At 61.1% G+C, this 26,758-nt stretch carries 22 protein-coding genes and 2 pseudogenes; 11 read left to right on the forward strand and 13 right to left on the reverse strand.

Features of this window, described 5'->3' with window-relative positions; genetic code table 11:
- The first annotated feature begins 66 nt into the window (after positions 1-66).
- Genes V1280_RS21570 through V1280_RS21590 form a run of 5 tightly spaced genes read left to right on the forward strand, consistent with a single transcriptional unit; the run spans position 67 to position 5,684 of the window.
- Positions 67-1,551: a sugar ABC transporter ATP-binding protein gene (locus V1280_RS21570; protein ID WP_334528515.1), complete on the forward strand. Its 1,485-nt coding sequence runs from the start codon at positions 67-69 to the stop codon at positions 1,549-1,551.
- On the forward strand, positions 1,544-2,548 hold the full coding sequence (locus tag V1280_RS21575; RefSeq protein ID WP_334528518.1) for an ABC transporter permease: 1,005 nt from the start codon (positions 1,544-1,546) through the stop codon (positions 2,546-2,548). Before V1280_RS21570 ends, V1280_RS21575 begins: the two co-directional genes overlap by 8 nt.
- On the forward strand, positions 2,545-3,552 hold the full coding sequence (locus V1280_RS21580; protein ID WP_334528521.1) for an ABC transporter permease: 1,008 nt from the start codon (positions 2,545-2,547) through the stop codon (positions 3,550-3,552). Before V1280_RS21575 ends, V1280_RS21580 begins: the two co-directional genes overlap by 4 nt.
- 6 nt (positions 3,553-3,558) lie before the next feature.
- Complete coding sequence (locus V1280_RS21585; protein WP_334528523.1) at positions 3,559-4,974, forward strand: carbohydrate kinase; 1,416 nt, start codon at positions 3,559-3,561, stop codon at positions 4,972-4,974.
- Complete coding sequence (locus tag V1280_RS21590; protein ID WP_334528526.1) at positions 4,971-5,684, forward strand: class II aldolase/adducin family protein; 714 nt, start codon at positions 4,971-4,973, stop codon at positions 5,682-5,684. The genes V1280_RS21585 and V1280_RS21590 overlap by 4 nt, the downstream gene beginning before the upstream one ends.
- A gap of 90 nt (positions 5,685-5,774) precedes the next feature.
- Here V1280_RS21590 and V1280_RS21595 read toward each other — a convergent pair whose 3' ends face one another.
- The 10 genes from V1280_RS21595 to V1280_RS21640 form a co-directional block, all read right to left on the reverse strand.
- Positions 5,775-6,077 (reverse strand): hypothetical protein, encoded by a 303-nt coding sequence (locus V1280_RS21595; protein ID WP_334528529.1) that lies wholly within the window; start codon positions 6,075-6,077, stop codon positions 5,775-5,777.
- Between the two features lie 48 nt (positions 6,078-6,125).
- The gene (locus V1280_RS21600; protein ID WP_334528532.1) at positions 6,126-6,314 is read right to left on the reverse strand and encodes a hypothetical protein; all 189 of its coding nucleotides are present in this window, start codon (positions 6,312-6,314) and stop codon (positions 6,126-6,128) included.
- 274 nt (positions 6,315-6,588) lie between these two features.
- A complete protein-coding gene (locus V1280_RS21605) occupies positions 6,589-7,056 on the reverse strand; it encodes a metallophosphoesterase family protein (RefSeq protein WP_334528535.1) in 468 nt (155 codons plus the stop codon).
- Positions 7,057-8,173: 1,117 nt separating this feature from the next.
- Positions 8,174-9,175 carry an NADP-dependent oxidoreductase gene (locus tag V1280_RS21610; protein WP_334528538.1) on the reverse strand — a complete coding sequence of 334 codons (1,002 nt, stop codon included), beginning with the start codon at positions 9,173-9,175 and terminating at the stop codon, positions 8,174-8,176.
- Between the two features lie 55 nt (positions 9,176-9,230).
- Positions 9,231-10,127 (reverse strand): VOC family protein, encoded by an 897-nt coding sequence (locus tag V1280_RS21615; protein WP_334528541.1) that lies wholly within the window; start codon positions 10,125-10,127, stop codon positions 9,231-9,233.
- Between the two features lie 40 nt (positions 10,128-10,167).
- On the reverse strand, positions 10,168-12,393 hold the full coding sequence (locus tag V1280_RS21620; RefSeq protein ID WP_334528544.1) for a xanthine dehydrogenase family protein molybdopterin-binding subunit: 2,226 nt from the start codon (positions 12,391-12,393) through the stop codon (positions 10,168-10,170).
- The gene (locus V1280_RS21625; protein WP_334528547.1) at positions 12,390-12,854 is read right to left on the reverse strand and encodes a (2Fe-2S)-binding protein; all 465 of its coding nucleotides are present in this window, start codon (positions 12,852-12,854) and stop codon (positions 12,390-12,392) included. Before V1280_RS21625 ends, V1280_RS21620 begins: the two co-directional genes overlap by 4 nt.
- A gap of 41 nt (positions 12,855-12,895) precedes the next feature.
- Positions 12,896-13,810: a VOC family protein gene (locus tag V1280_RS21630; RefSeq protein WP_334528549.1), complete on the reverse strand. Its 915-nt coding sequence runs from the start codon at positions 13,808-13,810 to the stop codon at positions 12,896-12,898.
- A 139-nt stretch (positions 13,811-13,949) separates the two neighbouring features.
- Entirely contained in the window at positions 13,950-14,813 is an 864-nt protein-coding gene (locus tag V1280_RS21635; RefSeq protein ID WP_334528551.1) for a fumarylacetoacetate hydrolase family protein, read from the reverse strand.
- 107 nt (positions 14,814-14,920) lie between these two features.
- A complete protein-coding gene (locus V1280_RS21640; RefSeq protein WP_334528553.1) occupies positions 14,921-15,664 on the reverse strand; it encodes a GntR family transcriptional regulator in 744 nt (247 codons plus the stop codon).
- A 76-nt stretch (positions 15,665-15,740) separates the two neighbouring features.
- Here V1280_RS21640 and V1280_RS21645 point away from each other — a divergent pair, with 76 nt between their 5' ends.
- The 3 genes from V1280_RS21645 (at position 15,741) to V1280_RS21655 (ending at position 19,744) form a co-directional block, all read left to right on the forward strand.
- Positions 15,741-16,724, forward strand: a complete 984-nt coding sequence (locus V1280_RS21645) for an amidohydrolase family protein (RefSeq protein ID WP_334528556.1) — start codon at positions 15,741-15,743, stop codon at positions 16,722-16,724.
- Between the two features lie 12 nt (positions 16,725-16,736).
- Entirely contained in the window at positions 16,737-18,362 is a 1,626-nt protein-coding gene (locus V1280_RS21650; protein WP_334528560.1) for an FAD-dependent oxidoreductase, read from the forward strand.
- Positions 18,363-18,463: 101 nt separating this feature from the next.
- A complete protein-coding gene (locus V1280_RS21655; protein WP_334528563.1) occupies positions 18,464-19,744 on the forward strand; it encodes an MFS transporter in 1,281 nt (426 codons plus the stop codon).
- Between the two features lie 84 nt (positions 19,745-19,828).
- Here the strand turns inward: V1280_RS21655 and V1280_RS21660 are convergent, their stop codons facing one another.
- On the reverse strand, positions 19,829-21,985 hold the full coding sequence (locus V1280_RS21660) for an alpha/beta hydrolase fold domain-containing protein (protein WP_334528566.1): 2,157 nt from the start codon (positions 21,983-21,985) through the stop codon (positions 19,829-19,831).
- Positions 21,986-22,060: 75 nt separating this feature from the next.
- On the opposite strand from V1280_RS21660, the gene V1280_RS21665 reads away from it, so the two are divergent.
- Complete coding sequence (locus V1280_RS21665) at positions 22,061-22,753, forward strand: TetR/AcrR family transcriptional regulator (RefSeq protein ID WP_334528569.1); 693 nt, start codon at positions 22,061-22,063, stop codon at positions 22,751-22,753.
- Positions 22,754-22,851: 98 nt separating this feature from the next.
- On the opposite strand, the gene V1280_RS21670 is transcribed toward V1280_RS21665, so the two are convergent.
- On the reverse strand, positions 22,852-23,490 hold the full coding sequence (locus V1280_RS21670) for a GAF domain-containing protein (protein ID WP_334528572.1): 639 nt from the start codon (positions 23,488-23,490) through the stop codon (positions 22,852-22,854).
- A 38-nt stretch (positions 23,491-23,528) separates the two neighbouring features.
- Positions 23,529-23,732: pseudogene (locus V1280_RS21675) on the reverse strand (ABC transporter permease); the annotation flags it as partial.
- Between V1280_RS21675 and V1280_RS21680 the strand changes: the two are divergent.
- Both V1280_RS21680 and V1280_RS21685 read left to right on the forward strand, forming a co-directional pair.
- Positions 23,733-24,170: pseudogene (locus tag V1280_RS21680) on the forward strand (ABC transporter substrate-binding protein); the annotation flags it as partial.
- A 673-nt stretch (positions 24,171-24,843) separates the two neighbouring features.
- Positions 24,844-26,541, forward strand: a complete 1,698-nt coding sequence (locus tag V1280_RS21685; protein WP_334528575.1) for a hypothetical protein — start codon at positions 24,844-24,846, stop codon at positions 26,539-26,541.
- The last annotated feature ends 217 nt before the right edge of the window (positions 26,542-26,758 follow it).

A 26,758-nucleotide genomic window follows, 5' to 3' on the forward strand; every position in this document is an offset into this window, starting at 1 on the left:
CCGGCCGGGAATGCGATCCTCGTCGAGACGATCACTCGACATGCGGTCCCATTACAGGACGAAGCCTTGACGACTTTCCTGGAGATGTCCGGCATATCAAAACGTTTCGGCGGCGTGCATGCGCTTCGCGACGTCGATCTGACGCTGGAGGTCGGAGAGGTGCATTGCCTTGTCGGCGAAAACGGATCCGGCAAGTCCACGCTGATCAAGATCATTTCCGGCGTCGAGGCGCCGGAACCAGGAGGCCGGATCGTCATTTCCGGCAAGGAGTACCCAAAACTGAGCCCGGTCTACTCCACCCATTGCGGCATTCAGGTCATCTATCAGGATCTATCGCTATTCTCCAACCTCACCGTCGTCGAGAACATCGCCATGGCGCACCATCTTGGCGGCATCCACACGGTGAACTGGTCCTCCATGCGGGCCATCGCCATGGCCACAATGGCGAAGGTCGGCATTGAGGTCGATCCTGAAACAAAAGTCTCCGAACTCAGCATTGCCGGACGCCAGCTGGTAGCGATCTGCCGGGCCTTGGCGGCGGATGCCAAACTTCTCATCATGGATGAGCCGACGGCGTCGCTGACCCGCCACGAGGTCAACACCTTGATCAAGCTCGTCAGCGACCTGAAAAGAAGCGGTATCTGCGTCGTATTCGTGAGCCATCGCCTCGACGAGGTGCTTGAGATTGCCGAACGCGTGACGGTGTTGCGGGACGGCGCCAAGGTAGGCACCTTTGCCGCAGCGACTATCGACGGCAGCAAACTCAGTTACCTGATGACCGGGAAGGCTTTTGAGTATCAGAAACAGGTGCCCGACCTTGCCGTGGGTGCGGTTGTCCTCGAAGTCCAGGGCCTTGGCCGCGATGGTGACTACGACGATGTGAGCTTGCAATTGCGCGCCGGAGAAGTCGTGGGCCTTACCGGATTGCTCGGATCGGGCCGAACCGAGCTCGCACTGTCGCTCTTCGGCATGAACCCGCCCGATCGAGGCACCATGGCGCTTGACGGTCACCGCATCGCGCTGAACACAAATGCAGACGCGATCCGTCGAGGCATCGCCTACGTATCTGAGGACAGGCTTACACTTGGCCTTATTCTTGACCAGTCGATCACGTCGAACGTCACGCTGACTGTGTTGGAACGTCTCGCTGGCGCATTCGGCCTGATTGGCGCACGCGCGCGGCAAAGCCACGTTGCGCGATGGGTCGCCGAACTCGGAATCAAGGTCTCTAATCCCAACAACCCGGTCAAGACGCTCTCCGGCGGCAATCAGCAGCGGATCGTGCTCGCCAAATGGATGGCGACCAACCCGCGAGTGCTTATCCTTGATAGCCCAACGGTCGGTGTCGACATCCGCGCTAAGGATGGGATTTATGAGATCATCCGGCGGTTGGCCCGCGAGGGCGTCGCAGTGCTGATGATATCAGACGAAATCCCCGAGGTGCTTTATCACAGCCATCGCGTGCTGGTGATGCGCGAAGGGCGTTTGACCGCTGACGTGATGGCCGCAGACACCTCCGAAGATGCGCTTCGGCAGGCGGTCAATGCCTGAATCGCGGTTTGCTTCATTTGGCAGGTTTCGGCGCAGCCATGAGTTCTGGCTGTTGATCGTGATCCTCGTGCTCTGCGCCAGCCTGGGCGCGGCGAACGGCCAGTTCCTGACCATGCAGAATCTGTTTGACCTGCTGACCTCCTACGCATTCGTAGGCATCCTCGCCCTCGGGCTGCTCGTGGTGCTGATCGCCGGCGGAATCGACATCTCCTTCACGGCGACGGCATCGGTGGCGCAATATGTCACGCTTACGGTGGCGAACGCATACGGCGCGAACTGGGTCTGCGTTTTTGCGATCGCGATCGGCATTGGCGGTGCGCTCGGCGCCCTCAACGCGATCTTCATCCAGAAGTTTCGGATACCATCAATCATCGTGTCCGTGGCAACGTTGAACATTTTCTATGGGCTGCTGATTTTCTTCACGGGCGGTAAATACATCTATTCGTTACCCGACTGGTTCGCGACCGGGATATTCTGGTTCGAGTTCGATTGGGGCAAGGATACGTCCTACGGCGTCAACCTGCAGATCCTCGCGCTCGGGTTCTCTTTTCTGTTCACCTGGCTCCTGCTCAATCGTAGCAATATCGGTCGTCAGATCTACGCCATGGGGGGCAATACCGATGCCGCGCAGCGACTTGGCTTCCATGTCTTCGGCCTCAACATGCTGGTCTATTGCTACATGGGGGTCATGGCCGGTATCGCCTCGCTGGTCCAGGCGCAGCTTGCACAGTCCGTCGCTCCGACGGTGCTGGTCGGCAAGGAGCTTGACGTGGTTGCGGCCGTCGTGCTCGGCGGCGCCAGCCTGATGGGCGGCGCCGGCACTGTTTTCGGCACGTTTCTGGGGTTGGCACTGCTCGCCATCCTGCAGAATGGAATCATTTTGTTGGGCGTCTCGTCCTATTGGTCGCCATTTTTTGTCGGGTTGGTCATTCTGATCTCGGTCTCAGCGACAGCCTGGTCGCAACGAGAACGGCGAACCCGGAGCATGCGGCCATGAGAAATGCGTCCACCCTCGCCCTTCGCGGACACCTGATCCGTTTGGCCGGCAGCGGAACGATCGCAACCCTGATCCTGTTGTTGGCCGCGCTCTGGTTGGTGTTCGCCATTACCATCGGCGACCGGTTTTTCTCCGTCAACACGCTGCAATCGATGGCCTTCCAGATGCCGGAGCTCGGCATCCTTTCGCTTGCGATGATGCTGGCCCTGCTATCTGGCGGCCTCAACCTTTCCATCATCGCCACCGCTAATCTCTCCGGACTGACCATTGCCTTCCTGCTGACCCACTACATTCCGGGCACTCAGGGCATTGCCTGGGCCGGCGTGCAGGTGCTGGCGATTGCGGCAGGGTTTGCCGTCGCGGCACTGGTCGGCCTTGTCAACGGATTTGTCATCGCCTATCTCGGCGTTTCGCCGATCCTCGCGACCCTCGGCACCATGACACTCTGCAAGGGACTCGCGATCGGCCTGACACGCGGCAATGTCATCTCCGGATTTCCGGAGCCCATTGTTTTCATCGGCAATGGAACGATTCTCGGGGTGCCTTTTGCCCTGATCGTGCTGGCGCTCTGTGCGTTGCCCGTCGCGCTCATGCTAAACGCAACGCCCTTCGGGGCAAGGGTTTACATGATCGGCTCGAACGAGAAGGCAACCCGCTATTCCGGCGTCGATACCCGCGCCGTCCTGCTCAAGCTATATCTCCTCTCGAGCCTGCTGGCCGGTGTCGCAGCGGTCGTCATGCTGGCACGTTTCAATTCAGCCAACGCGGCATATGGCGAGAGCTATCTGCTCGTCACCATTCTTGCAGCAGTGCTCGGTGGCGTCGATCCATTTGGCGGCTTTGGCAAAGTCGGCGGATTGCTGCTTGCGCTGATCATCCTTCAGGTGATCTCTTCGGCGTTCAACCTTCTCAATCTCAGCCAGTTCCTCACTCTGGCGATCTGGGGGGGCATCCTGATTGCCGTTGCCGCGGTCCCTCATCTGGGCGGCAAAGCGCCCCGGTAGACAACGATGACAAGATCGGAAGCCTCTCCCCGGATCGCGGTTCTCGACATTGGCAAGACGAATCTGAAACTGCTGATCGCGAGTGAGGACGGCTGGCCGCTCGAAACACATTCGATCCCGAATGTGCCGACCACGGCAGGACCATACCTTGCCTATGATCTTGCCGGGCTGGAAGAGTGGTTCCTCGACACTTTGGCCGTGGTGACGCAACGCCACACCATCGGCGCGGTGATCGCGACCGCGCATGGGTGTGGCGCCGTTCTTGTCGAAGGTGACGAGCCAGTGCTGCCGATGATGGACTATGATGCGGTCTCGCCGCCTGAGATCGACCAGACCTACGCCCGGATTGCGCCTGCCTATGATGAAGTGTTTTGCGGTATCAGCGGCGCGATGCGGCTCGGCAAGCAATTGCTCTGGCAGGAAAGCGCATATCCCGCCGAATTCGCCCGCGCGAAAACCTATCTTACGACTGCGCAGTATTTCGCCTTGCGGCTCGGCGGGTGTGCTGCAAGTGAAATTTCACAGCTCGCGGCTCAGAGCCATATCTGGGACCTCTTCCACAATCAGCCTTCCTCCCTGATGCGCAAGCGCGGCTGGGACCGTCTTCTGCCGGAGCGGGCATCCGCCGGAGCGGTGCTAGGGAGGGTTTCGGAGGCCGTAGCCAAGCGTACCGGCCTGGCGCGCTCGACCGAAATCCTCTGCGGCGTGCATGATTCCAACGCCAACCTGTTCCGCTACAAGGCCGCCGGCATGGCCGATACCTCGATCCTATCAACAGGCACCTGGATGATCGGCTTTCAGCGCGGCCTCGCGCTAGACAAGCTCGACGCCACACGCGGCATGGTGCTCAATATCGATGTCGACGGTGAGAACGTACCCTCCACGCTGATCGCGACAGGCCGCGAATACGACTTGATCAGCAGAGACCACAACGCTTCTGATGCAGCTGTCCTCACCGCATTGCCGAGTCTACTGGCCCTTGGAACCCTGGCACTCCCCTCCTTCGTTGGGGATGACGGACTGTTCCCCGGTGCAGCTCACCGCGGACGCATTATCGGACCGCGGCCCGAGACGCCAGCCGAATGGCAGGGGCTGGCAGTCCTCTACGCCGCATTCAACGCAAACCGCTGTCTAGATGCGCTTGGCAGCTCAAAACACATCGTCATCGACGGTGGCTTCGCCGCCAACCTGCTCTTCGCGCGCGCTCTGGCCGCGTTGCGGCCATCGCAGAGCGTCTCGGTGAGCCAATCTCGGGATGGAACGGCGCTCGGCGCGGCGCTGCTGTGGCGGAGATTTTCGCGTACGATTGCGGTTTCGAGCGTGGTGCTTGAAGCTGTCACGCCGCTCGGCGAGGATGAGTGCAAACGCACCCTTTCCGCCGCCTATCAATCCTGGGTTTCTTTTTCGGAGCACCCATCATGACAGACCGCAATCATGCCGATCTCCGCCAGGGCATCGTCGATACCTGTAAGGAGATGAACCGAAACGGTCTCAACCAAGGGACTTCCGGCAATCTTTCGCACCGGATTCCCAACGGCATGCTAATCACACCGACAAGCCTGCCCTACGAGCGCATGCGGCCAGAAGACATTGTCGCGATGGATTTTGGCGCGAATTACCAGGGCAACCATCGCCCTTCTTCAGAATGGCGTTTTCATCGCGATATTCTGCGAGCGCGTGACGACATAAACGTCGTGCTTCATACGCATTCCACCTTCAGCACCATTCTCGCCGTGCACGAGCGTGGCATTCCCTGCTTCCACTACATGGTCGCGGTAGCCGGTGGCAACGATATCCGTTGTTCGCCTTATGCCTGTTTCGGCACACAGGCGCTGTCGGATTATGCCGTCAATGCGCTCGAAGGACGAAATGCCTGCCTGCTCGGCCATCATGGCTTGATCGTAACGGCGCAGACATTTGAAAAGGCGCTTTGGCTTGCCGTGGAGGTGGAGACCCTGGCGAAGATGTATGTCCACGCGCTGGCGATCGGCGAACCTCCGCGCCTCAGCGAGACCGAAATGGCACAGGTCCACGAACAGATGAAACGCATGGGCTACGGCCAGGCGCCCGATCTTGACGACGTCGGTGACGTTCCACGCGCCATACTGCAGTCGAAACCCGTGCCACATTGACTCAGAGTGTCGTTGAACGCGGCTAGTATTCTCTTCGCTAAGGAAATTTGCAAGCAACTCTACCAGCCCCTAGTGATCAAGCGAAAATTGTCAGACCGCGAGCCAATATCCCTTGTGAATATCGAACTTCACGGCGCCGTCGTCTCGCATCTTCAACAAGAGCGATTGGCAATCGTCCTCATGCTTTATGTTCACGCGCTTCATGATTTCGAAAACCTTCAGAGGCTTTTCGCCAAGGGCAATCAGAATCTTGTCTCGATCGGTCATTGGGGTTCCTTGTATCGGCATCGGCGACGGTACGCGCTGTGCAGATCGTCTGCAACGGCCGCGTTTGCATGACGAGGTCCGCTCCGGGTCACCAGGCCCGAAGCTGCCGCGCCAATACAGCAGCACGGAGCGAGATTCGCTACCGGACAATCTTTGACGTCGCGACCAGCGTGCCTAGAGATGCACTTCCTCTCGAGTCTTGGTCTGCGCGTCGTAGATTCGAATTTGCTGCAACAGAAAGCGCTTTTTGAGCTCTTTCGCACCAGCTCTTGCCCCATCCGCAGTCGCAAATTCGGCCTTCAGACGGCCATCAACCTCTAGCGAATAGCCAAAATCGGACTGCTGGTGAGCTGCTGCAAGCATATTATTCCTTCACCGATAAAGCTGATCGAACATCGATTGCATACCGTGAGTCGGTCAAACAGCGCCAGCAAGTACCGCCCCGGAAAAGCACGGCCATGAGCTCAATACGCAATTGCTGCATTTCATTTTTGCCATCCGGTATCGGCGAAAGCTGCCCCAACAAAAAGTCGACTGCGACCGGCATCGCAAGCAGACCCATAATACCGCTTCGAAAGCATGCTTCGTGAAGGCTAGCCAACCGCTCCCGTCGCTTTGATCTGCACGCGCTGTACGTTCAGCCGACTTCGAGGTCGTGGATGCGTGGCCAGATCCCGTCCGGCGTGAGGTCGAGCGTTGCGAGCGTGATCGGCAGCTTGAAGCGCCGTCGGCCGGCACTTCCGGGATTAACATAGAGAACTCCGTCGATCGTCTGGATCTTCGGCTCGTGGGAATGGCCAGATACGACGACGTCGATGCCGCGTGCGACAGGATCGATGTTCAGGCTTTTTAGGTCATGAAGGACGTAGACCACTTTCTCTGCGAGGCGCACAACTTCGGTTTCGGCATGCTCCACGGACCAAGCGCCCGCATCCACGTTCCCGCGGATCGCGGTGACAGGCGCAATCTTCCGTAGCGTTGCTATGATGTTAGGTTCGCCGATGTCACCGGCATGGATGATGTGACCGACGCCGGCCAGAGCACGCTCGGCCTCCGGTCTCAAAAGCCCGTGGGTATCTGAGATGATACCGACCCTGAAAGCCATCTTGAAACCTTTGTCGGCCGCCGTGACGTGCGTTTACTGAGCACGCCTCCGCGTTTATAACGCCTCGCCGCATCGGCGCCACCCTAACGGCCAGTTGGCTGCCATGGCGCGAGCATCGATACGCCTTACATGACAGTATATAGCCTCCGCAGTGATCCCTTTGAAGAAGCCCTTGCTCGTCTTTCTATGTCTCATCCTCGTGCCGATCGCAGCAACGGTTGCGCGTTGTTTCTGGCTGGGCGCGAGCAATCGCGGTGCCGAGCGCACTACGAAAGCATTCGCGCGCCGCGCGAATTTGCCCCCGGTTGAAAAGAATGGTTCGCCACCCCGCCTCACCGAATGAGGACGTCTATAGAGCGTTCTCGGATTCAGCGAAGAAGTTTGGGCTACTTTTGCTGTGACCTACAGCTCTTGAGCTTGGCGATTGCCGAGCGGCTAGTAGAAGAGCCCTGTCCTACGCGAGGTCAGGTTGGCCCACTGCTCATAACGGTCTGGTTGCAGGTTCGAGTCCTGCCGGGCCCACCAAGAATATCAGTATCTTACTTGGTCTTCGTTGCTCTCGGCGCGACGACCGCACCAGGAACCGCACCAGATACGTGCGCTTTTCGTTCGGCGTGAGTTCGCGCACCGCAATCCGCTCGATGGCGCCAGGCAGGACTTGGGTGATGTTGAATGCAATCGTCGCTCACTCATCGGTTGGATGGTGGTCTGACGGAGCCTCTGAGCAGGAAGCGTATACTCATAGAAACTCAACGCCCATTCCGCCAAACGTACGGGTAAACCTGCATTGCGTCTGTGATCGAGCCTCGTTAGTCCGGCAGCTGCGACGAGCCAAAGAGACGCAGTGTCGGGGATTGGAGTCACGAGACCGCTAGCGCTTTTCCCCACACGCCGCAAATCTGCGATATTTCCTCCGACCGTCTGCCTAAGCTCAGAAGCTTGTCGAACGGTAGGTTCAAATCGGGGGACCTGCAACCATCTCAACTTGCTATTTCAGGTGATCGTCTAGGCATGGCCAGCACTGCTTGCCATCCTTCCGCTACCGATAGCTCCAGTTCTTCGATGTGGACGCTGAAGACGACTAGGTAGAGATCGTCCCGAATTTTGCTTTCCTCGCCTACAGTCTGATGATGAGTTTTCCTCGATTCTCGCCGGCATAAAGCATTGCGATTGACGCGGGTGCGGCCTCAATGCCCTCCAGGACGTCCTCCCGATATTTGAGACGTCCTTCTCGGATCCAGCCGGCGAGCGCAGCTACTCCCTCCTCGTACCTTGGTGCGAAGTCGGTCGTCAGAAAGCCTTGCATGATCGCGCGCTTGACGAGTAAATGCCGCTCCGGGCGCGGTCCCTCATTCCATGGATCCCAGCTCGCGTAGGACGCCGTACCGCAGATCGCTATTCGTGCCCCCAGATTGATGCGGCGAAGAACAGCATCGTGGACCGCGCCCGACGTGTTGTCGAAGAATGCATCAATCCCATCCGGACAGCGCTCTACCAGCGCCTCGTCAAGGTCCTTCGTTGCCTTGTAGTCGATTGCGTGATCGTAGCCGAAATCCTCGACACACTGTCGAACCTTCTCGGGTCCGCCAGCGAACCCGATCGTGCGACATCCCTTGATCTTTGCGATCTGCCCGACGGCGGAGCCGACACCTCCGGCCGCGGTCGAAACCGCAACAGTTTCTCCCGACTTCGGCCGGCAGACGTCCAACAGGCCGAAACACGCAGTGAGCCCATTGAGCCCCAGAATCCCTAAAGAGAGCGACAGCGGCAAATCCGCTTCCTGGACCTTGCGCATCACCTGGGGCTGCTTGACCGCGGAGTAATCCTGCCAACCGAATATGCCCGTGACCTTGTCGCCGACAGCATAGGCAGGATTGCGCGATTCAACGACCTCGCCGGCAGCAAATGCCCGCATGGTGTCGCCCACCTCTATTCTTGGCCAATACGTGCTCTTGTCAGCGATCCATCCGCGCATCGCGGGATCAGCAGAGAGATAGGAGTTGTGAACGAGAAATTCTCCATCAGACAAAGTCGGCGACTCGACTTCGCGGAGATCAAAATCTGCCGCCTGAGGAATGCCGTTCGGGCGGGAGCGTAGCCAAATCTGGCGGTTCTTCATTGCTGCCTTCCTTTCCTTACGCGCTGTAAGCGACTGGACCTGCGAGCCCAGGGGATCACCCCTGAGCCAGATTGAAGCTGAACTCGGCTCCCCAGGCGTTCAGTTCAGTGAGCTGCCAGGTCCTGGGGCGCATCGGGAGGTGTTCATGCCAAGGCCTTGGTTCGTGGAAGCCGAGTTCCGGAATGAATTGATCCATCTCCGTGTAAAGCTCGACGATCACCTTGTCGGGATCATAGTGATAGCCGGCGATGTTGTGGCCCGCCGTGTGGCGCGAGGGGCCCCAGAGTTGCTTGACCCCGGCGGCACGAAGACTGTCCGCCGCCACTGCATGGTATGCGGTGTCCTTGAGCTCGAAGGCGATGTGATGAAGCCGAGACTCCGGGGCGCTGACCACGTTGATTACGTGGTGTTCTCGGTTGCAGGTGAGAAAGGTCGCGATCCCCTGGATATCGTCCGTGTAGCGAAAGCCCAGGAATTCCTCGTAGAATTTGACGAGCTTCTCACCTTCCGGTGAAACGACGGCGAGATGTCCCAGCCGAACCGGCGCCACGGCGGTCTTCTTGAATCCCGGCGCCGGGGCTTCCATTGTGCCGTAGAACTGGAAGATGCTGTGGCCGGGGCCCTCGACCTCGACAAGCTCGGCGATTCCCGGCTGAGAGTCCGTCTTGATTTCTGCGGCCAGACCAAATGCCCTCACCTGCTTGGCGAACTCCGCCACAGCAATACCTGGATTCAGCTGAAAACCGACGTGACGCAACGCCTTCTCGCCGGCCGGACTGAGTACGATGTTGTGCTGGTCGTAGCCGAGCGACAGGAAGACCGATCCGTCGTCGCCCGTCGCCGTCTGGGTCAATCCGATGGCTTCGAGATAGTGCTGCTTCGTTCGTTCAATGTCCGCCGTTGCCAGTGCGACGTATCCAAGCCGAAACACCTTCGGGTCGAATGTCTTCATATGTTTCCTCCGGCATTTTTTGGTTCTTGAATCCGGCCGATCAGGACAGCGTGGCCTTGACGCGCTCCGGCGTCATGGGCAGCTCTCGCAATCGCCGGCCGGTCGCGTGGGCGAATGCGTTGGCAAGGGCAGCCGAGGTTGGCGGCAGTGAGCCTTCCCCCGCGCCGAGCGGCGGATCGCTCCGTTGCACCAAAACGATGTCAATGTTGGGGACCTCAGAGAAGGTGAGGACGGAATATCCCGACCAGTCCCGGCTCGTGATCTGACGCCGGTCGAATGTGACCTGCTCCTTCAGCGCGAGACTGACCGCCTGAACGATGCCGCCTTCAAGCTGGTTCTTCGCGCCGTCGGGATTGACGACGAGACCGATATCGGCCGCCATCACCACGCGGGGGACCTTGATGACACCCGTCTTGCGGTCGACCTCAACGTCAACCACCGCGGCAGCGTACATCCCGATGCTCTTGTAGCGGCAAAAGGCCAGGCCGCGGCCGCGCTGACCATCGCCTTTCCTTCCCGGAGCCCATCCCGCCTTGTCGGCGGCAACCCGCAGCACCGCCTGGGCGCGGGGATCCCTGAGATGGGCAAGGCGGAACGCCAGGGGATCGCTGCCGGCGGCTTCGGCGAGCTCGTCCATGAAGGACTCGATCGCGAAGATGTTGCCGTGCGAGCCCAGCGTCCGGAACGAGCCGTTGCGCACCGGCGCATCGAGCAGCAGATGATTGCGGATCTCCTTCCGCGGCAGCTCATACGAAGGCACCGCATTGCGGTCGCCGTCGCCGAACGGCTGGGGGATATGCGGCACGGGAGATTTGACGAAGGGCGTTTTCAAGTCCCAGGCCGCGAGCAGATTGACGCCGCCGGCCTGCCCCGGCCGCATCGCATGGCTGTTGCTCCAGACGTCGTAGGACCAATCCACGATCTTGCCGTCGGATCCGAGCGCCGCCTCGACCTTCATCGCCATTCCCGGACCGAAGGGCGCCCAGGCGAACTCGTCGTCCCGCATCCACTGCAGCTTGACCGGCGCGCCCGGAACGGCGCGCGCGACAAGCGCTGCGTCCAGAGCGACGTCATCAGCGCCATTGTGCCCGTAGCATCCGGCGCCGGGCACATGGACGACGTCGACCTCGCCATTCTGCATGCCCAGCACCTTGGCCAGATCGCCCCTCAGGGGAAACGCACCCTGGGTGTGCGACCACACCGTCATGCGCCCGTCCTTCAGCCAGGCGACTGCGCAGGAGGGGCCGATCGCAGCATGGGAGAGATAGGCACGGGAGTATTCGGCGCTCATTCGCCTCGCCTGGGCCGGCACCGGCTCCGACTGACCGGCCGTGCCCACGACGATGGTTTCCGCGCGCAGCTTCTGCAGCTCGGTGCGTAAACTCGCCATGTCAGGAAGCTCGACCGCGTCGTCGCTCCAATGCGCGCTCGCGGCAAGCGCATCGCGCGCGGCGATCGCCTGCTCCTCTCGCCCCGCAGCAACGGCAAGGAAATTGCCGTCGCTGATAACCGCGACCACGCCGGGACGCGCGCGCACGGCCGCCTCGTCGCATGCAAGAAGTCTTGCGCCGTAGCGCGGCGGCCGAACCACCCGCGCAAAGACCATCCCGGGAAGCCTGATGTCCTGGACATAGGACGGCGCTCCCGTCAGCTTGCCGGGCAGATCAATCCGGTTGATCGACTTGCCGACGATCGCATAGTCGCCCGGCTTCTTCGGCGCCGTGGCAAGTGCGATATCGCCCATCAACAGGCCGGCACTCTCTCTCGCCAGCTCCCAAAAGGTCGCGCGCCGACCATCAGCCGCAACGATCGTGCCATTGCTGACTTGTAGCTCTTCGGCGCGAACGCCAAACCGGCGCGCTGCCGCAGCGACAAGGATGCCACGCGCCTCCGCGCCGGCCGCGCGAATGGCGCCGCCGCCCTGCTCGACCGATTGGCTGCCGAACGTGTACTGCTCGTCCGGTCCCCGCGACGTGTCGACGGAGACCATGCGGATCTTGTCGAAGCCGACGTCGAGCTCCTCCGCCGCGATCTGCGCCAGCGCGGTCAGGATCCCCTGCCCGAGCTCGGCCTTGCCAGTGAAGACCGTCACCGTTTCATCGGGCTCCAATCGGATCCATCCCTCCAGCCTGCGATTGGCACGCAGGCTGAACGGCACATTTGCAGGAGTCTGGCCAGACACCGGAAGAGATGGCAGCGCAAAGGTCGCAAGCACCACCCCGAGCGACTGCGTGACATGCCTACGGGACAGCCTCATGACGCTCATCGCATCGGCTCCATGGCAGCCTTGCGAATGGCGCTGACGATCCGGTTATGGGTGCCGCAGCGGCAAAGCTGGTCCGCGAGCGCGTCCTTGATTTCCCCGTCGCTGGGTTTTGGATTGCGGTCGAGCAGGGCTTTGGCTGCCATGATCATGCCGTTCGAACAGAAGCCGCACTGCGCGGCCTGCGCGTCGATAAACGCCTTTTGCAAGGGATGCGGCTTCTGCATCGCGCCCAATCCCTCGAGCGTGACGATCGGGGCGTCCTCGACGTCGGCCAACGCAACCGAGCAGGTTCTCGTAAGCTTTCCGCCCACCAAAGCGGCGCAGGCACCGCACTGCCCGAGACCGCAGCCGAACTTCGGACCGTTCAATCCGAGATCGTTCCGCAGCACATACAACAGCGGCGTCTCCGGCGCCGCCGCAACTTCATGGGACTCGCCGTTCACCGTGATCCGGTATGTCATCCTTCACCCGCGAAGCTCAGCACAACATCCGACTACCCCGCTCACGCCGGTGTCCCGATCTTTGTCTCCTCAATGTCACCAAGTTGCCCCATGCGTGGATCTCGGACCGAGCCCCAGGTGTCGATCGATTCCGCCGCCATGGGGAGAGTGCGCGGCGTTCGCGGATCCACCTCGGTGAACTCCTCCATGCCGAAGCTGTATTCGAGCGTCATGCCATCGGGGTCCAGGAAGTAGAAGAACACGCTGGTGGAGGCTGGGTGCCGACCCGGTCCGAACACGATCGGCACATCGTGCTTCTTCATGCGGTTCTGCGCCTTTCCGATATCGTCGATCTCGGAGACCATGAAGTTCAGGTGATGAATAACCCCCTTCGGACCCTTGCCGACCCCGATGCCGTGATGGAACGGACTGGGGAACGGCCGCATGAAGGTCATTATCTCTCCAATGCTGTCGGATTCCCGGAAGTTCAGCACGTCACGGAAGAAGGCGATCGATTCGGCTTCCTGCGGCACGGACCATACGACATGGCCGAGGCGCTGGATCTTGGTGTGGGTGGTCGCGAACGGCTTGCTGGGACGCGGACCGTCAGCCGTGAAGAATTCCAGGGCCGCGCGTGAATGCGGATCCATGGTACGCGTCACCCGCCTCGCCTGGCGAAGATTGCACTGCGTGGGGCCAAGCTCCTCATATGGCACATTAGCCTCACGAAGCCGGCGATGAAGCAACTCGAACTGCGAGACGTCCTCCAACTGCCAGCCGACGCTCTTGAAACCTGCCGGTCGCTTCTGATGCAAAATGACGGAGCGGGAATCCTCGTCATCGCACCGAAACATGACGGCCCCGTCGGATCGCTTACCTACGAACTCGAGACCAACGACGTCCTCATAGAACTTGTGCGATTTCTCGAGATCGCTGACGTTCAACTCAACGTATCCGAGTTTTTTGTAGCGGATCATTTTCGTTTCCTCCCGTACTGGCACGCGTGATCAGGAATGTTTCTTCGAGCTGCGAGGTGCAAACCCGCCGCGAGGCACCGCTTCGTAAATCCCGCTCGCGACCATCGCCCCGGAAACTGCGATGGACGTTGAGGAGCGGCTAACGGCTTTCCTGCGCGATCGGATTCCGGAGCACACCGATCGACGAGATTTCGATCTCGCAGACATCGCCAGGCTTCATGAACACGGGCGGTTTGCGCGCGGCACCGACGCCGCCCGGCGTCCCCATCACCAGAATGTCGCCTGGATCGAGCGTCATGCATTCGGAGATCAAGCTGATCGTCTCCGCGACGCCAAAGACCATGTCCTTGGTGTTCGCGTCCTGCATGACCTGACCGTTCAGACGCGACTGAATCCTCAAGCCGCTTGCGCCGGACGGCACCTCGTCGGCCGATACGAATTCCGGACCAAAGCCGCCGGTGCCGTCGAAATTCTTGCCGACCGTCCACTGGGATGTCTTCCACTGGTAGTCCCGGATCGAGCCGTCATTGAACAGTGAGTAACCCGCGACATGCGAGAGCGCATCTGCGCGCGAGATGTGCCGCCCCTTCTTTCCAATGAAGGCGACGAGCTCCGCCTCATAGTCAAACTGATCCGAGCAATCCGGCCGGATCATCGGCGCGTTGTGACCGACAAGCGAGGTTGCCGCGCGGAGAAAGATCATCGGATAGTCCGGCGGCTTGGCGCCGCCCTCGGCCGCATGATCGATATAGTTCAAGCCAAGACAGATGATCTTGCCGCAGCTCGAGGCGGGCGGAAGCATCTTCAGATCGGCTACAGGCAAGCGCGTCCGGCTGGTTCGGGCTGCAGAGATCAATGCGTCCTGAGCCTCAGGACCAGCTCGCAACAGATCGGCAACATCGCCGGGCAGCTCGCGATCGGCGCGCGACAGGTCAACAACCTCGCTACCTTCGCGGATACCCAGCCGGGCTATTCCCTGGTGGTCGTATCTCACAACTCGCATGGGCTCGTTCCATCTGAGAAGGCGGCTTATAAATATCGATATTTTATCGTAATCATCTTTTTTATCGAAAATCAAGCCCGGATGAAGCGACGCACCAGTCGCGCCGATCAACGCCCCGTGAGCCCGCCGGCCTCGATCGCGCGGAGCAGCGTCCCACTCGTCTTCTCGTAATGATCGTTGAGTAGCCCGACGGCCAATGCGGTCTTGCGCTCAATTGCAGCCTCGGCAATCGCGCGATGCTCGCCGTGCACGTCCCGCCCCGTGCCTCCGATGACCGCAAGCAAATTCCGGTAGCGCTCGGCGCAATCGAACAGCAGGTCATTGAAGTCCATCAGCCAGCGCGAGCCGCAGCCTGCCATCAAGGCGGCATGGAAAACCCGGTGCAGCTCGCTGAATTCCGGGTTCATGCGGCTGTCATCGACAACGACGGGAACACGAGACAACCGATGAAGAGCCAGCAAAACGCGCTCTTCCCAGTCCCGACCGCCGCGCGCGATCGATTCCCTCAAGGCAACTTCGTTGATCCAGCAGCGGGTGCGCGTGAGCTCGAGCAGATCGTCGGCGCTGACCGGCGTGACCCGGAATCCCCTTTGCTCGGATTGGGTGACCAGCCCTTCGACAGACAGGCGGTTCATCGCCTCCCGCAGCGGGGTGCCGCCGACATCATATTTGGCCCGCAGCAGTTCGATCCGGAGCTTTTCGCCCGGTAGCAATGTTCCCTGGATGATGTCCCGGCGAAGCCGCTCGTAGATCGCCCTTGTTCTTGTGACGGCGGCCGAAGCGCCGTCCTCGAGGCCTGTCATAACTCTGTCTCTCCGAATCTCGGCTATCATAGCAGGACGAAGGAACATCGATAAAGATCATTTTTTCCATTTTATATCGATATTTTTTGGTGTAGGACTTACCCAACCTTGGGGAGGAGTCCACGTGGCGGTCATCGACATCCATACGCACGTCGTGCCGAATTCCTTGGCCGATCTGCCCGCACGTCACCGTCTCTGGCCGACGCTCGAGATGCGCGAAGCCGGCCGGGCGGCTCTCGTGATCGACGGCAAGCCATTTCGCGAGATCGACGCACGCTCATGGGACGTGGAGCGGCGGATACGCGACATGGCTGCGGACGGCACCGACGTTCAAGTCCTCTCGCCGATGCCTGAACTGCTGTCCCATTGGCTGCCCGTAGAGCTCGCCGATCATCTTGCGCGGATCATGAACGATCACATCGTTGAGATGATCGCTCGCGCCCCCGACAAGTTTCAAGGCATCGGGATGGTGCCGATGCAGGACGTCGAGCTTGCGACCAAACGGCTCGATGACATCCAGAAGCAGGGTCTTCACGGCGTGGAAATCGGGACGCATATCGACGGCGTTCCACTTGGCGACCCGAAGCTGCTGCCGTTTTACGCGCGCGCCGAAGAGCTTGGTCTACTTGTGTTTGTCCATCCGCTGCATCCCGCCGGTCTCGAGCGCATCGGTGGACCCAGGGAGCTCGCAGCGGCAGCGGTGTTCCCACTTGAGACCGCGCTGGCGGCGACCTCGCTACTGGCAGGTGGCGTGCTTGAGAAATTTCCTCGGCTCAACATCTTGTTGAGCCATGGCGGAGGCGCATTCCCGTGGATCGCCCCCCGCATCGAGTTTGCCTGGAAGATGGCGGCACCCTGGAGCAAAGCGATTGCACAGGCGCCGTCGGAAACACTGAAAAGATTTTGGTACGACACCATCGTCTACGCACCTGACTCGCTCCGCTTCCTGGCCGATCAGGTGGGGTCGGACCGACTGGTCGTCGGCTCGGACTATCCCTTCGTCATTCGTCAGCCTGCGCCGGGCGCATTTGCGGCTTCCGCGCTCGAGGACGTTTCGTTCGATGCGAATGCCGCGGTCTTGTTGGGATCGGGTCGGGCTCGACAGTAGGAGTGTGGGTCGATGGGATCTACCACGCGAGAGGCGAGCACCTACCATGCCGATGTCCTTGTCGTGGGCGCCGGCCCGGTCGGGCAGACACTTGCCATTGACCTCGCCAGGCGCGGCGTATCGGTCTTGCTGATCGAACGGAACCAGACGTGCCTGCAACATCCGAAGATGGAGCGCTGCAACGCGCGAACCATGGAGTTCTATCGTCGTCTTGGATTGGCCGACGGAATTCGTGCTGCGAGCCGATTCCGGGACATTTCGATGGACGTCTTCATCGCAACGCATCTGCGCGGCAAGAAGATTCTTCAGCTTCCCTATCCATCGGTCACTGCCATGCAGGAAGCCGGCCGTCGCCGCAATGACGGCACGATGCCGCTCGAGCCCTACCAGCTCATCTCGCAATACACGCTCGAGCCGCTGCTGAAATCGGTCGCCGAAAGCCTGCCGAAGACCGATGTCCGCTTTGGATGCGAATTGATCAGCTTTTCGCAGGACGCTGCCGGCGTCGACGCCGAGGTCAAGTCTACGGATGGAACGACGACCAAGATCAGGACACGGTACCTGGTCGGCTGCGACGGCGGCAGCAGTACCATCCGCAGGCAATTGGGCATCAAGCTGGAAGGGCGGGGCCGTATCGCGCAGCAACGCCAGATCTTCTTCCGTAGCGAAGCTCTCTTCTCGCGGCTACCGTTTGGACCCGGCCGCCACTATCATTTCCCATCCGGTATGCTCGTCGTCCAGGACGATCTCAAACACTTCATGGCGAATACGGGTTCTCTCGAGGATCCCGCGCCGGACGTTCTGCTCAAGGACGTGTTTCGAATCGACGTTCCTTTCGAAGTCTTGAATGTCGCCCTGTGGCATCAAAACCTCCTGGTTGCCGAGCGCTATTCGGATCGGCGCGTGTTTCTTGCTGGGGATGCCGTTCACCTCGTCATTCCGACCGGCGGGCTCGGGATGAATACGGGTGTCGGCGATGCGATCGACCTGTCATGGAAGCTTGCGGGAACGCTCGCCGGCTGGGGCGGACCGAACCTGCTCTCGTCCTATGAGTTGGAGCGCCGCCCGGTCGGACTCCACAACCGCGACGTTTCCGGCCGCGCTGCGGCCGGAGTTAACACGTGGCGCGCGGCGTGCCGCCCCGAGATCGACAGCGACACGCCCGAAGGTGAGGCAAACCGCAACGAGGTCGCAAGGCTGGCGGCCATTGGCCAGCGCCTCAGCCACGAGATGATCGGAACCGAGCTCGGCTACAGCTACGCCGGCTCACCCTTGATCGGCTCGGACGACGAGCCGCCGACCCTGTTGATCGACGATCGCTACCAACCGACGACACGACCCGGCTCCAGATTGCCCCACGTCTGGCTCGACGACGGCCAGGCGCTGCACGACCGCATCGGCACTGAATTCACGCTGGTCAATCTTGGCCGGGACCACAATGCGCTGCCCGCGCTCCGTCAATCATTTGCGGAGTTCGGCGCGAAGCTCGACATTGTTCGGGTCGAAAGCAAGCCGGCGCGCGAGGTCTATGGTTACGACCTCGTCCTGGTTCGACCCGATCTGCACGTCGTCTGGCGCGGCAACTCGCTTCCTGCCGACCATCGCGCTATCGCCATCGTTGCGACGGGGCACACATGAAGCCGCCGACGCTCTCGCCTCGCGGTCCCTGAGATCCAGGCCAGCAGCGCCAGAAACCACCAACAAGAGACCCGAATGGGCGGCAAGGGAGGACGAGGACGATGACGGACCTGGCCGAAAAGCTGCCATCGAACCGTGCGGCTCCCGCATCAGCCTCGCGCTTCGACCGCGCCTGGGGTGTCGTTGTCGGCGCCGGCCTCCTAATGTTCGTCAACCTCGGACCCGTTCTCTATTACACGGGCGGCATTTTCACGAAGGCGATCACCGACGACACAGGATGGACCAGGGGCACGATTGCAGCCGCCGGCCTGCCGGCAAACCTTCTGATCACCTTGACCCTGCCGCTGGTCGGCTGGGCCGTCGATTCGTATGGCGCTCGGCGCATCGCGCTGCTGTCTTCGATATTGTTCGCCGTCGGCATGTTACTGCTCGGTCAGTTCTCGCAGACACCGGGGTTGTTCGCACTACTGCTCGTGGTCGCCTACGCTTGCGGCTTCGCATTGACACCGCTGCCATATGCCCAAATCGTATCCGGCTGGTTCGACCGGCGGCGAGGCCTGGCGTTGGGGCTCATGTTGACCATGAGCGGTCTCGGCACAGCGCTGCTTCCGCCGCTGAGTTCTGCGCTCATCACGCAATTCGGCTGGCGCCATGCTTATGTTTTCCTGGGGCTCATCGTATTCACGATAGGTGCATTCGCCGCTACCTTTCTCCTGCGTGATCCACCGCATCTCACCGACAAGACTCTCGGTCACGAGGACAACACGCCGGGATTGTCCGTAAGGGCGGCGCTGGCGGGACGCGCGTTCTGGACGCTGTTCGCAGCATTCTTCCTGATCTCGATCGCGATCGGAGGCGGCAGCACCAGTCTTCCGCTCGTTCTGACGGACCGAGGCGTGTCAGCACAGCAGGCCTCCTTCGTCATGACGATCGTAGGTCTCGCCATGATGGTCGGTCGCCTCTCACTCGGGCTGCTACTCGACAGGATATTTGCCCCGCATCTGACCGCGCTGGTGTTCCTGGCGCCGGCGGTCGCATTCAGCGTGCTGCTACTGACCAACGCCACCGGCGCAAACGCGATGATTGCGGCCGCATTCCTCGGCTTCGGCCTCGGCGCGGAAGTCGACGCGCTGACCTACATCGCCTCACGCGCATTCGGGCTTCGACATTTTGGTCGAATACTCGGCTTTCTCATGGTCGCGTTCACGCTCGGCCTGGCGTTCGGACCGACCCTGTTCGGGAGGATCTACGATCAGTTCCAGACCTATCAGCTCGCGCTGTGGATCGCTGCCGGAATTTCCGTGCTGTCCAGCGGACTCATCGTAACGCTGCGGCGAGCTGATCTGCCGTTCACGTCAGAGAGAGCGGGCACTCACATATGAGACTCGAACGCGGATCCACCCAAAAGGCGACCAGATCGGGTTGAGCCGTCATTACGCTTTGGAGTGCGACACGTCCTGCATTTCTCATTCCGCGGCTTGCGAGTGCGCCGCACTCCGTTGCAGATTCCGCCGCGCCCAATCAGCGACCTCGCCCATCGTGCTCTCCGTTTCGGGGAGGAAGGGAAAGATCGTGTAAACATGGACGGAATCCTCTACCAGACGTAGCGTCACGTTGACACCAGCCCTTTCCGCGCGTTCGGCCAGGCGTATGGCGTCGCTGAGCAACACTTCGCCTTGCGTTGCCGTAATGAAAAGCGGCGGCAGGCCGGTGAGATCGCCGAACAGTGGCGACACCAGAGGATCCGTGGGCTCATGGCCCTGGAAATACGACGCTCCCATGAAGGTCAGGAGATCGCGGTTCGCCGCGGGATCGTCTCCATTGAACGCACGGACGCTCTCGCCCGATAGGGTGAGGTCGGCAAATGGCGCGACCGCGAGGATGCCGGCGGGCATGGGATCGCCGGCCGTGCGGAGCGCGAGCGCCAGCGCGAGGGCAAGGCCGCCGCCGGCGGATTCGCCGGATAGCAAAATTGAACTCGCGGGAACGCCTTTTCCCAGCAATGCACGATACGCGACGACGGCGTCGTCGATCGCCGCCGGATAAGGATGCTCAGGCGCAAGCCGGTAGTCTATGGTATAGCAAACCCCGTCGGCAGCCGTTGCCAGCCTGCTTGCATATTCCAGCGACCCTTCGGCCGAACCGATCAGGTAGCCGCCACCATGGAAGTGCAGCACCACATTGCCGGAGTGAGCTTCCTTTGCTGAAACACGGAACGCCCTGACGTCGCCGAGTTCGTCCTCGATCGCCTTGAATCCGCCGGGCAACGGGAAGTTCGTGGTCAGGAAGCGATCGTAGGCCTCGCGAAGGCCGTCATGACCACGCGCCACGTCCTCGGGACGGAACGCGTATTTCCAGAGGTCGAAGGCGCGTTGGCTCTCCGGACGCTGCAGCCGCTTGCCTTCACGCAGGCCGGTGACATTGACGACCTCGCCCGGCGCCCCCTCCACTGCTTTCACGACATTGTAGTCCCATGCCAGACCCCAGCTCGTCTCCGCCAGCGGATCGATGCGCGCCATACCTTTCCAGCGCGCATTGCGATTGCGCAGGCGGGCCGTGTCCGTCTCGTGTACGAGCTTCACGGCGGCACGCGCTCCGGCCTGGATGCGCGTCGTGCGTGGCAGGCGACGCCGCTCATACTCGAGGAGCGCGCCCGGGACGTCGTCTTGCCGTCGAGACAGGACGCGCGCGAACGTCCAGGCATCCTCGATGCTCTGTCCGGCACCTGCCGCCAGGAACGGCACCATGGGATGTGCCGCGTCGCCAAGCAGCGTGACGCGGCCCGAACTCCAGCTGTCGATCGGATCGCGGTAGTACATGCCGGTGATGAAGGCCGTCTTCGACTGCTCGAGCATGGCCCGCGCCCGCGGCTCGGCATCTTCGAAAGAACGGAGCATTTCGGCAATGTCGCCGCTCTCGGTCCAGGATTCGCGGCGTACCTCATCGGCCGGCACCGAAGCCAGGATGCTGTACAGATTTTTAGGCCGCACCCAATAGGTGATCAGCGTGCGGCCAGGCCCGAACCAGTAGTTGCCGCGCTCGGGAAGCTCGAGGCCTTCGAGGCGCTCTGCCGGAATCAATGAGCGCCACATCAGAATATTAGAGAAATGCTTCTCTTCCTGCCCGCGCAGATACTGTCGCACGACGGAGTGAATGCCATCACACCCCACCAATACGTCGCCCTTCAGCGTCTCGCCGGTCTGCAGCCTGACCTCGACCGCGTCATCGGACTGCGAGATCGCCACACAACGGGCGCCCAGCCGCTTCGATTCTGCAGGGACAGCGTCGAACAGCAACTGAATGAGATCGCTGCGATGGACGTTGTACATCGGCGCTCCGTAGCGGCGGGCCGCCTCATCGCCGAGCGGCGCCTGATAGAGCAGGTGCCCCGTGCGCAGATCGCGATAGTCGTAGGATTCAGGCTTGACGCCGACGGCTTGCATGGCGGTTTCGAGCCCCAGTTCGCGGAGCACGATCGCGGCATTGCTGGCGATCTGAATGCCGGCGCCGACCTCGTTCAGCCCTTCCGCCTGTTCGAGGACGACCACCTCGATGCCGTGATGACGCAACGCAATTGCAGTCACCAGTCCGCCGATGCCACCACCTGCTACGAGCACGCGCATAGTTCGTTTCCTCATCTTGACGTATTAAGCGATTTCACTTAACTTAGATTCAGGCAGGTTTGAATGTCAAGCAGAATGAAAACGGTGCCCCGCGCCGCCTCGGAACAGACCAAAGACCAGATCAAGATGGCGGCGCAAATGCTGTTCGCGCGCCACGGCATCGACGCCGTGACGGTTCAGCAGATTGTCGATGCCGCCGGACAGCGGAACAACGCCGCGCTGTACTATCACTTCCGGACCAAGGAAGAGCTGATCCGGCAGATGGTGGTCGATGGCGCCGCCGTGCTCGATGCGCGACGGCGCGAAATGCTCGACGACATGGAAAAGCGCGGCGGCCCGGCGAACATTCGCGAGGTGATGCTGGTCCTGTTCATGCCGGTCATCGAACTCGGCGAGGACGAACGGTGGCGCGGCTATATCCGATTTATCTCACACCTCCAGGCATCCGATCCCAAGGCGCTACGCGATGCGCTGAACAACCGGTGGAACGCCGGCTATGTCGAGTGCGTCAACCATCTGAAGCGGATGCTGCCCGGACCCGCGGCCATCGTCGAACAGCGCCTTTCGATGTTGGCGATCTATTCCAACGCGGTTCTGTCCGCGCACGAAGCTGCGCGGGAGTCACGGAATACCAGGAGCAGTCGTCTGTGGAGCCAGCCCTTCACCATCGAGAACATCCTCGACATGCTGGAGGCTGCGATCACCTGCCCGCCTTCGCAGGCCACCTTGCAGACCGCCATGGCAGAGACGCCCGCTGCGTGGCAATAGTATCCGGCCCAATGTCGGCTTCGCTCTGTGAGCGATTTCTATTGCTTACTACCGCCGATAAAGCACGATTCGCGTGGCCCCGATCTCACGGAGGATCACTAGCGCCAGGCACGCGCGATATCGAGAAGGGCCGGCACCGAAAGCGCCGCGAAGGGGCTGATCGAGGCGACGTTGCGTTCGTTGTACCAGCCGGCTCGGTGAAGCAAATTGAGTGACCCGATCGTCTTTCCGTTCCAGCGGACCGGATAATTAACCGCACCTTCGCAACCGAGTGATCGAATGAGCTCGTGGTCGAAGAATGCACGCTTGATGTCTTCGTAATCGTAGCAGATGCGCGGCTTGCCGATGAGCACGATGTCTTTATAGAACGCGCTTGATCGATCGATGGGCTTGCTACCGCCGACCGGATAGTCCTTCGGTTGGTTTGAATAGTAGCGCTGGTTCTGGCCCACCTCCTCGTTCAAGACGAGAACGGTGAACAGCTTATGTCCAACTGCCCGCTCCAACGCACGGTCGAGCTTGGCCAGGAGAGCGTTGGGCTGCCCCTCCTCCGTCCCTACCCGCGGAAGCTCGTTTATGGCAGCGAGATGGCCGCTCGGATCAGACGCGATATCGGTATCCGTCGCGGCTCGGGGCCGCCCCCACATCGATGTCGCGAGGATCGCCCCTAGCCCTCCCGCCAACAAACTGCGGCGGGCTATAGACAAAGAGCTGATTGGTGGGACTGAAACTATCACCTCCCTATTCTTACAACTGATCGCTTCGCCGAGCTGCTCTAGGATTTCGATGCCTTGCCATAGCGTCGTGCGAAACCGGCGCTCCCGAGCACGGTGAAGACCATAGTGAAGATCAACAGCATGAACGCCAACGTCGCCCCCATGGGCCAGTTGTTACTTCTGATAAACTGATCATACACGGCGGGCGCCATCATCTTGAAGCGGGGACCTCCCAGCAATACCGCAGTCGCGTATGCGTTCATGCGGTTGCCAGTGTGCTGAAGCCTGCGGGCTTGCAAAATGCAAAGGACATCATCTCGACGGCCTATCTGAAAGATCCGACTGATCCGGCCTGGAAGGACGATCCAGGCGTACAGGCGTGGCGGTCTTTCATGGACAAGTACTACGCGGATGGTGACAAGACGGATTGGAATACGCTTTACGGCTATGCGGCGGCCCAGACCATGGTTCAGGTACTCAAGCAATGCGGCGACGAGCTCACGCGCGAAAACATCATGAGGCAGGCGGCCAACCTGAAGGACTTCTCAGGCGACATGCTGTTGCCCGGCATCAAAATCAATACAAGTCCGGACGACTTCTTCCCGATCGAACAGATACAGCTCATGAGATTCGACGGTCAGGTTTGGCAGCGCTTCGGGGACGTCATCACTGGTGATGTTGTTGAGCATACCAATCACTAACAACGAGACAGCCAAATACATTTCAATGATCAAGCTGGATCGAACCAACTTGGTACGACTTGCCGGACGGGTCGCCTACGTTGGCTGATCTCAGGCACAGAGCAAGCTGATCGTGACCGCGGCCTTTCAGCTCTGGTTGGGCAACTTGCTACCTAATGGCCGCTTTGAGTGGGTCATCATTACAAGCTGAATAGAGCACTCACCTCAGAGGGCCCTTGTGGCTGGCGACGTCCGTGCGTTGGCCGGGTCCCGAGAGCCGGAAAGCCTGGCGGCGTCTCCGATAGGTTCAAATCCGGGACCTGCAACATCGACATTGATCGCGCACAAGCCGCGCTTTCTTCCAAACCTTCGCCTACGCTTGTGAGGCGAATCCTTTCTCGCTGACGAGGCGCTACCATTGAGCGAAGAGGGTCGCAGACGATCGAAGAAAGGCGACCAAAATCGTAGAAATTGGTAGCGGGGGAGGGACTCGACCCCCGACCCCAGGATTATGATTCCTGAGCTCTGACGGTTTTAGTCCTTGAGGAGTCCTTGGCGGCGGTGATTTACGCCGATCCGCCTCGAAATAGCACGAAAACCTGCGCCCCGCCCGGGGCTTGCCAGGGTGGATTTCCGCCCCTCTCCGGCACTTTGTGCTACGATGTTGCTACGGGCAGGCCCCATGGAGGTGGCCATGTCACGCCGGCAAAACGACGACAAGTCGAGGCGGGTTCTGATCACCGACGACATCGTGGCCGAGGCGCTGGCGCGCGCCGAGCGGGCCAAGGACTCGAATGAGCTCTACGACTACTACGACACGGAGCAGCGCTGCCTGATCCTGCGCCAGCGCGGGCCTCGCGTCGGCTGGTTCGTCCGGGCCGCCGGGCAGATGAAGCGGATCGGCAATGCCAGACGCGAGCCGCACGAGGACGGCTATCTTACGGTGAAGAAGGCGCGGAGCACGGCCGGGGAGCGCCACTATGCCATGCGATCGGGCCGCCGCCCGCGCACCAAGGGGTGGACGTGGGCCGACCTCGACCGCGAATTCCAGGCCTCGCGACGAGTCAAGCGCAAGAAGGGCAAGCGCGTCAAACTGCCGGCACCAAGCACCCTGAGCGACATCGCGGGGTGCTTCGACAAGCCTCAGTTCGCCGCCTGGCAGGCCAAGAGGCTCTCCAACCTGACCGACATCGATTTGATTGAACTGCTCGATGCCGTCCACCGCGAGCGAGGGCACGCCGCCTGCTGCAAGACACTCGCCTGGGTCCGGGCCGCGCTGAGTTGGGCCCGTTCCGAACGAACCATCGAGAGCGGACTCGCTGGCGTCGTGCCCTGGTGGGAGGAGATCAAGCCGCCGCAACCGACGGCCGACGAAATCGAGGAGATGGAAGACCGCGACCGCGAGTTCAACGCGGCAAGGGCAGCATTCAAAGTCGACGCGCTCGGCAAGCTGCTCGTGATCCATGAACGCTATTGCGCCGCTCGCAGCGGAAACCGCAAGGTCTCGCCCGCGGTGCGAGCCAGCCTGTGGTGGCTGGTCTTCACGCTCAACCGAAAATACACCTGCACCCAGCTCCGGCGGAGCAAGCTGCAGTACGCCGATGCGCTGAACCCGTATTCCACGGCGGCGCAACCGTGGGGCACGGCGGAATGGCCGGCCGAAGGCGTCAAGAACAAGCGGCGCTTCATGCTCCCGATCCCGCCGTTCCTGCTGCACATCGTGCGCTGTTGCGAGCGAGATTTTGAAGCGCTCATCGGCAAGAAGCGCGGCCTGCGCAGCAGGAGCGATTGGATGTTCGCCTCTTCCCGAAGAAGGAGCCGCCGCAATCACCCCCAAAACCCGGATCCCGGGCTCTATCCGAGCAGCCTGAATGCGCATTTGCGCGCCATGGGCGGCAGGAAGAAGAACAGCAAAGGAGAGTACACGGAAGACTATTTGCGAGATCTGCCGCGCTTCTGGCCGCACCTCGTGCGGACCGTAGGCACGGATTTCCTGAAGGAGCATCCCGGCAAGGTGTCTGGCGCGGCCGTATCGGCCCTGCTCGGCCATGTCCTGCCGCACGACAGCAACGATCCGGACGACGAGATGTCGGAGGTCACGCGGGAGTTCTACCTTACGAGCCAAGAGATGCCGTTGAAGATCGAGGCGATGAAATCGTGGAGCGACGCCGTGCTGAGCGCCTATGTCGAGGCCGGCGGCACCTTGCCCATGCCGCACGAACTCGACCCGAACAGCCCGGAGAAGCTCGGCTGGCCGCTGCCGAAGCTGCCGCAGGTCGCAGGACCGCAGCAGCACCGGGGCCGCTCGCAGCCTCGCCGCGACCGCGGTTCACGACCGGCGGCAAACCGCGGCAAACGGCAGCAACGCCAGAGGCGGCTTCGCAGCGCGTGAGCTTGGCGCGTGCCGGACCGCCGCTGTCGGAAACATCAGGCGGCCCTCCTGACCCGAGCCCAGCACTCCGCCACGCCGAGGGCATTGGCGTTTGCGATGCCCGCCGACGCTTCGGTGCGCACCGCGCGCTCGTAAACGATGCCATCGTCCAGCTCGTCCGCACGCTTCACCGAGCCGCAGCGACTGCATTTGTTCACTGCGGAACGGAAAAGGACTA

Origin of the sequence: Bradyrhizobium sp. AZCC 2230 (genome assembly GCF_036924495.1) — a bacterium.
Taxonomy (GTDB): Bacteria; Pseudomonadota; Alphaproteobacteria; order Rhizobiales; family Xanthobacteraceae; genus Bradyrhizobium; species Bradyrhizobium rifense.

What these genes read in the sequence shown, in the direction of transcription:
- V1280_RS21585 (WP_334528523.1), top strand. Translation starts at nt 3,559, where the DNA reads ATGACAAGATCGGAAGCCTCTCCCCGGATCGCGGTTCTCGACATTGGC.
- V1280_RS21600 (WP_334528532.1), bottom strand. Translation starts at nt 6,314, where the DNA reads ATGCTTGCAGCAGCTCACCAGCAGTCCGATTTTGGCTATTCGCTAGAG.
- V1280_RS21610 (WP_334528538.1), bottom strand. Translation starts at nt 9,175, where the DNA reads ATGAAGAACCGCCAGATTTGGCTACGCTCCCGCCCGAACGGCATTCCT.
- V1280_RS21630 (WP_334528549.1), bottom strand. Translation starts at nt 13,810, where the DNA reads ATGATCCGCTACAAAAAACTCGGATACGTTGAGTTGAACGTCAGCGAT.
- V1280_RS21660 (WP_334528566.1), bottom strand. Translation starts at nt 21,985, where the DNA reads ATGCGCGTGCTCGTAGCAGGTGGTGGCATCGGCGGACTGGTGACTGCA.
- V1280_RS21605 (WP_334528535.1), bottom strand. Translation starts at nt 7,056, where the DNA reads ATGGCTTTCAGGGTCGGTATCATCTCAGATACCCACGGGCTTTTGAGA.
- V1280_RS21650 (WP_334528560.1), top strand. Translation starts at nt 16,737, where the DNA reads ATGGGATCTACCACGCGAGAGGCGAGCACCTACCATGCCGATGTCCTT.
- V1280_RS21625 (WP_334528547.1), bottom strand. Translation starts at nt 12,854, where the DNA reads ATGACATACCGGATCACGGTGAACGGCGAGTCCCATGAAGTTGCGGCG.
- V1280_RS21655 (WP_334528563.1), top strand. Translation starts at nt 18,464, where the DNA reads ATGACGGACCTGGCCGAAAAGCTGCCATCGAACCGTGCGGCTCCCGCA.
- V1280_RS21640 (WP_334528553.1), bottom strand. Translation starts at nt 15,664, where the DNA reads ATGTTCCTTCGTCCTGCTATGATAGCCGAGATTCGGAGAGACAGAGTT.
- V1280_RS21665 (WP_334528569.1), top strand. Translation starts at nt 22,061, where the DNA reads ATGAAAACGGTGCCCCGCGCCGCCTCGGAACAGACCAAAGACCAGATC.
- V1280_RS21575 (WP_334528518.1), top strand. Translation starts at nt 1,544, where the DNA reads ATGCCTGAATCGCGGTTTGCTTCATTTGGCAGGTTTCGGCGCAGCCAT.
- V1280_RS21620 (WP_334528544.1), bottom strand. Translation starts at nt 12,393, where the DNA reads ATGAGCGTCATGAGGCTGTCCCGTAGGCATGTCACGCAGTCGCTCGGG.
- V1280_RS21685 (WP_334528575.1), top strand. Translation starts at nt 24,844, where the DNA reads ATGTCACGCCGGCAAAACGACGACAAGTCGAGGCGGGTTCTGATCACC.
- V1280_RS21590 (WP_334528526.1), top strand. Translation starts at nt 4,971, where the DNA reads ATGACAGACCGCAATCATGCCGATCTCCGCCAGGGCATCGTCGATACC.
- V1280_RS21635 (WP_334528551.1), bottom strand. Translation starts at nt 14,813, where the DNA reads ATGCGAGTTGTGAGATACGACCACCAGGGAATAGCCCGGCTGGGTATC.
- V1280_RS21580 (WP_334528521.1), top strand. Translation starts at nt 2,545, where the DNA reads ATGAGAAATGCGTCCACCCTCGCCCTTCGCGGACACCTGATCCGTTTG.
- V1280_RS21615 (WP_334528541.1), bottom strand. Translation starts at nt 10,127, where the DNA reads ATGAAGACATTCGACCCGAAGGTGTTTCGGCTTGGATACGTCGCACTG.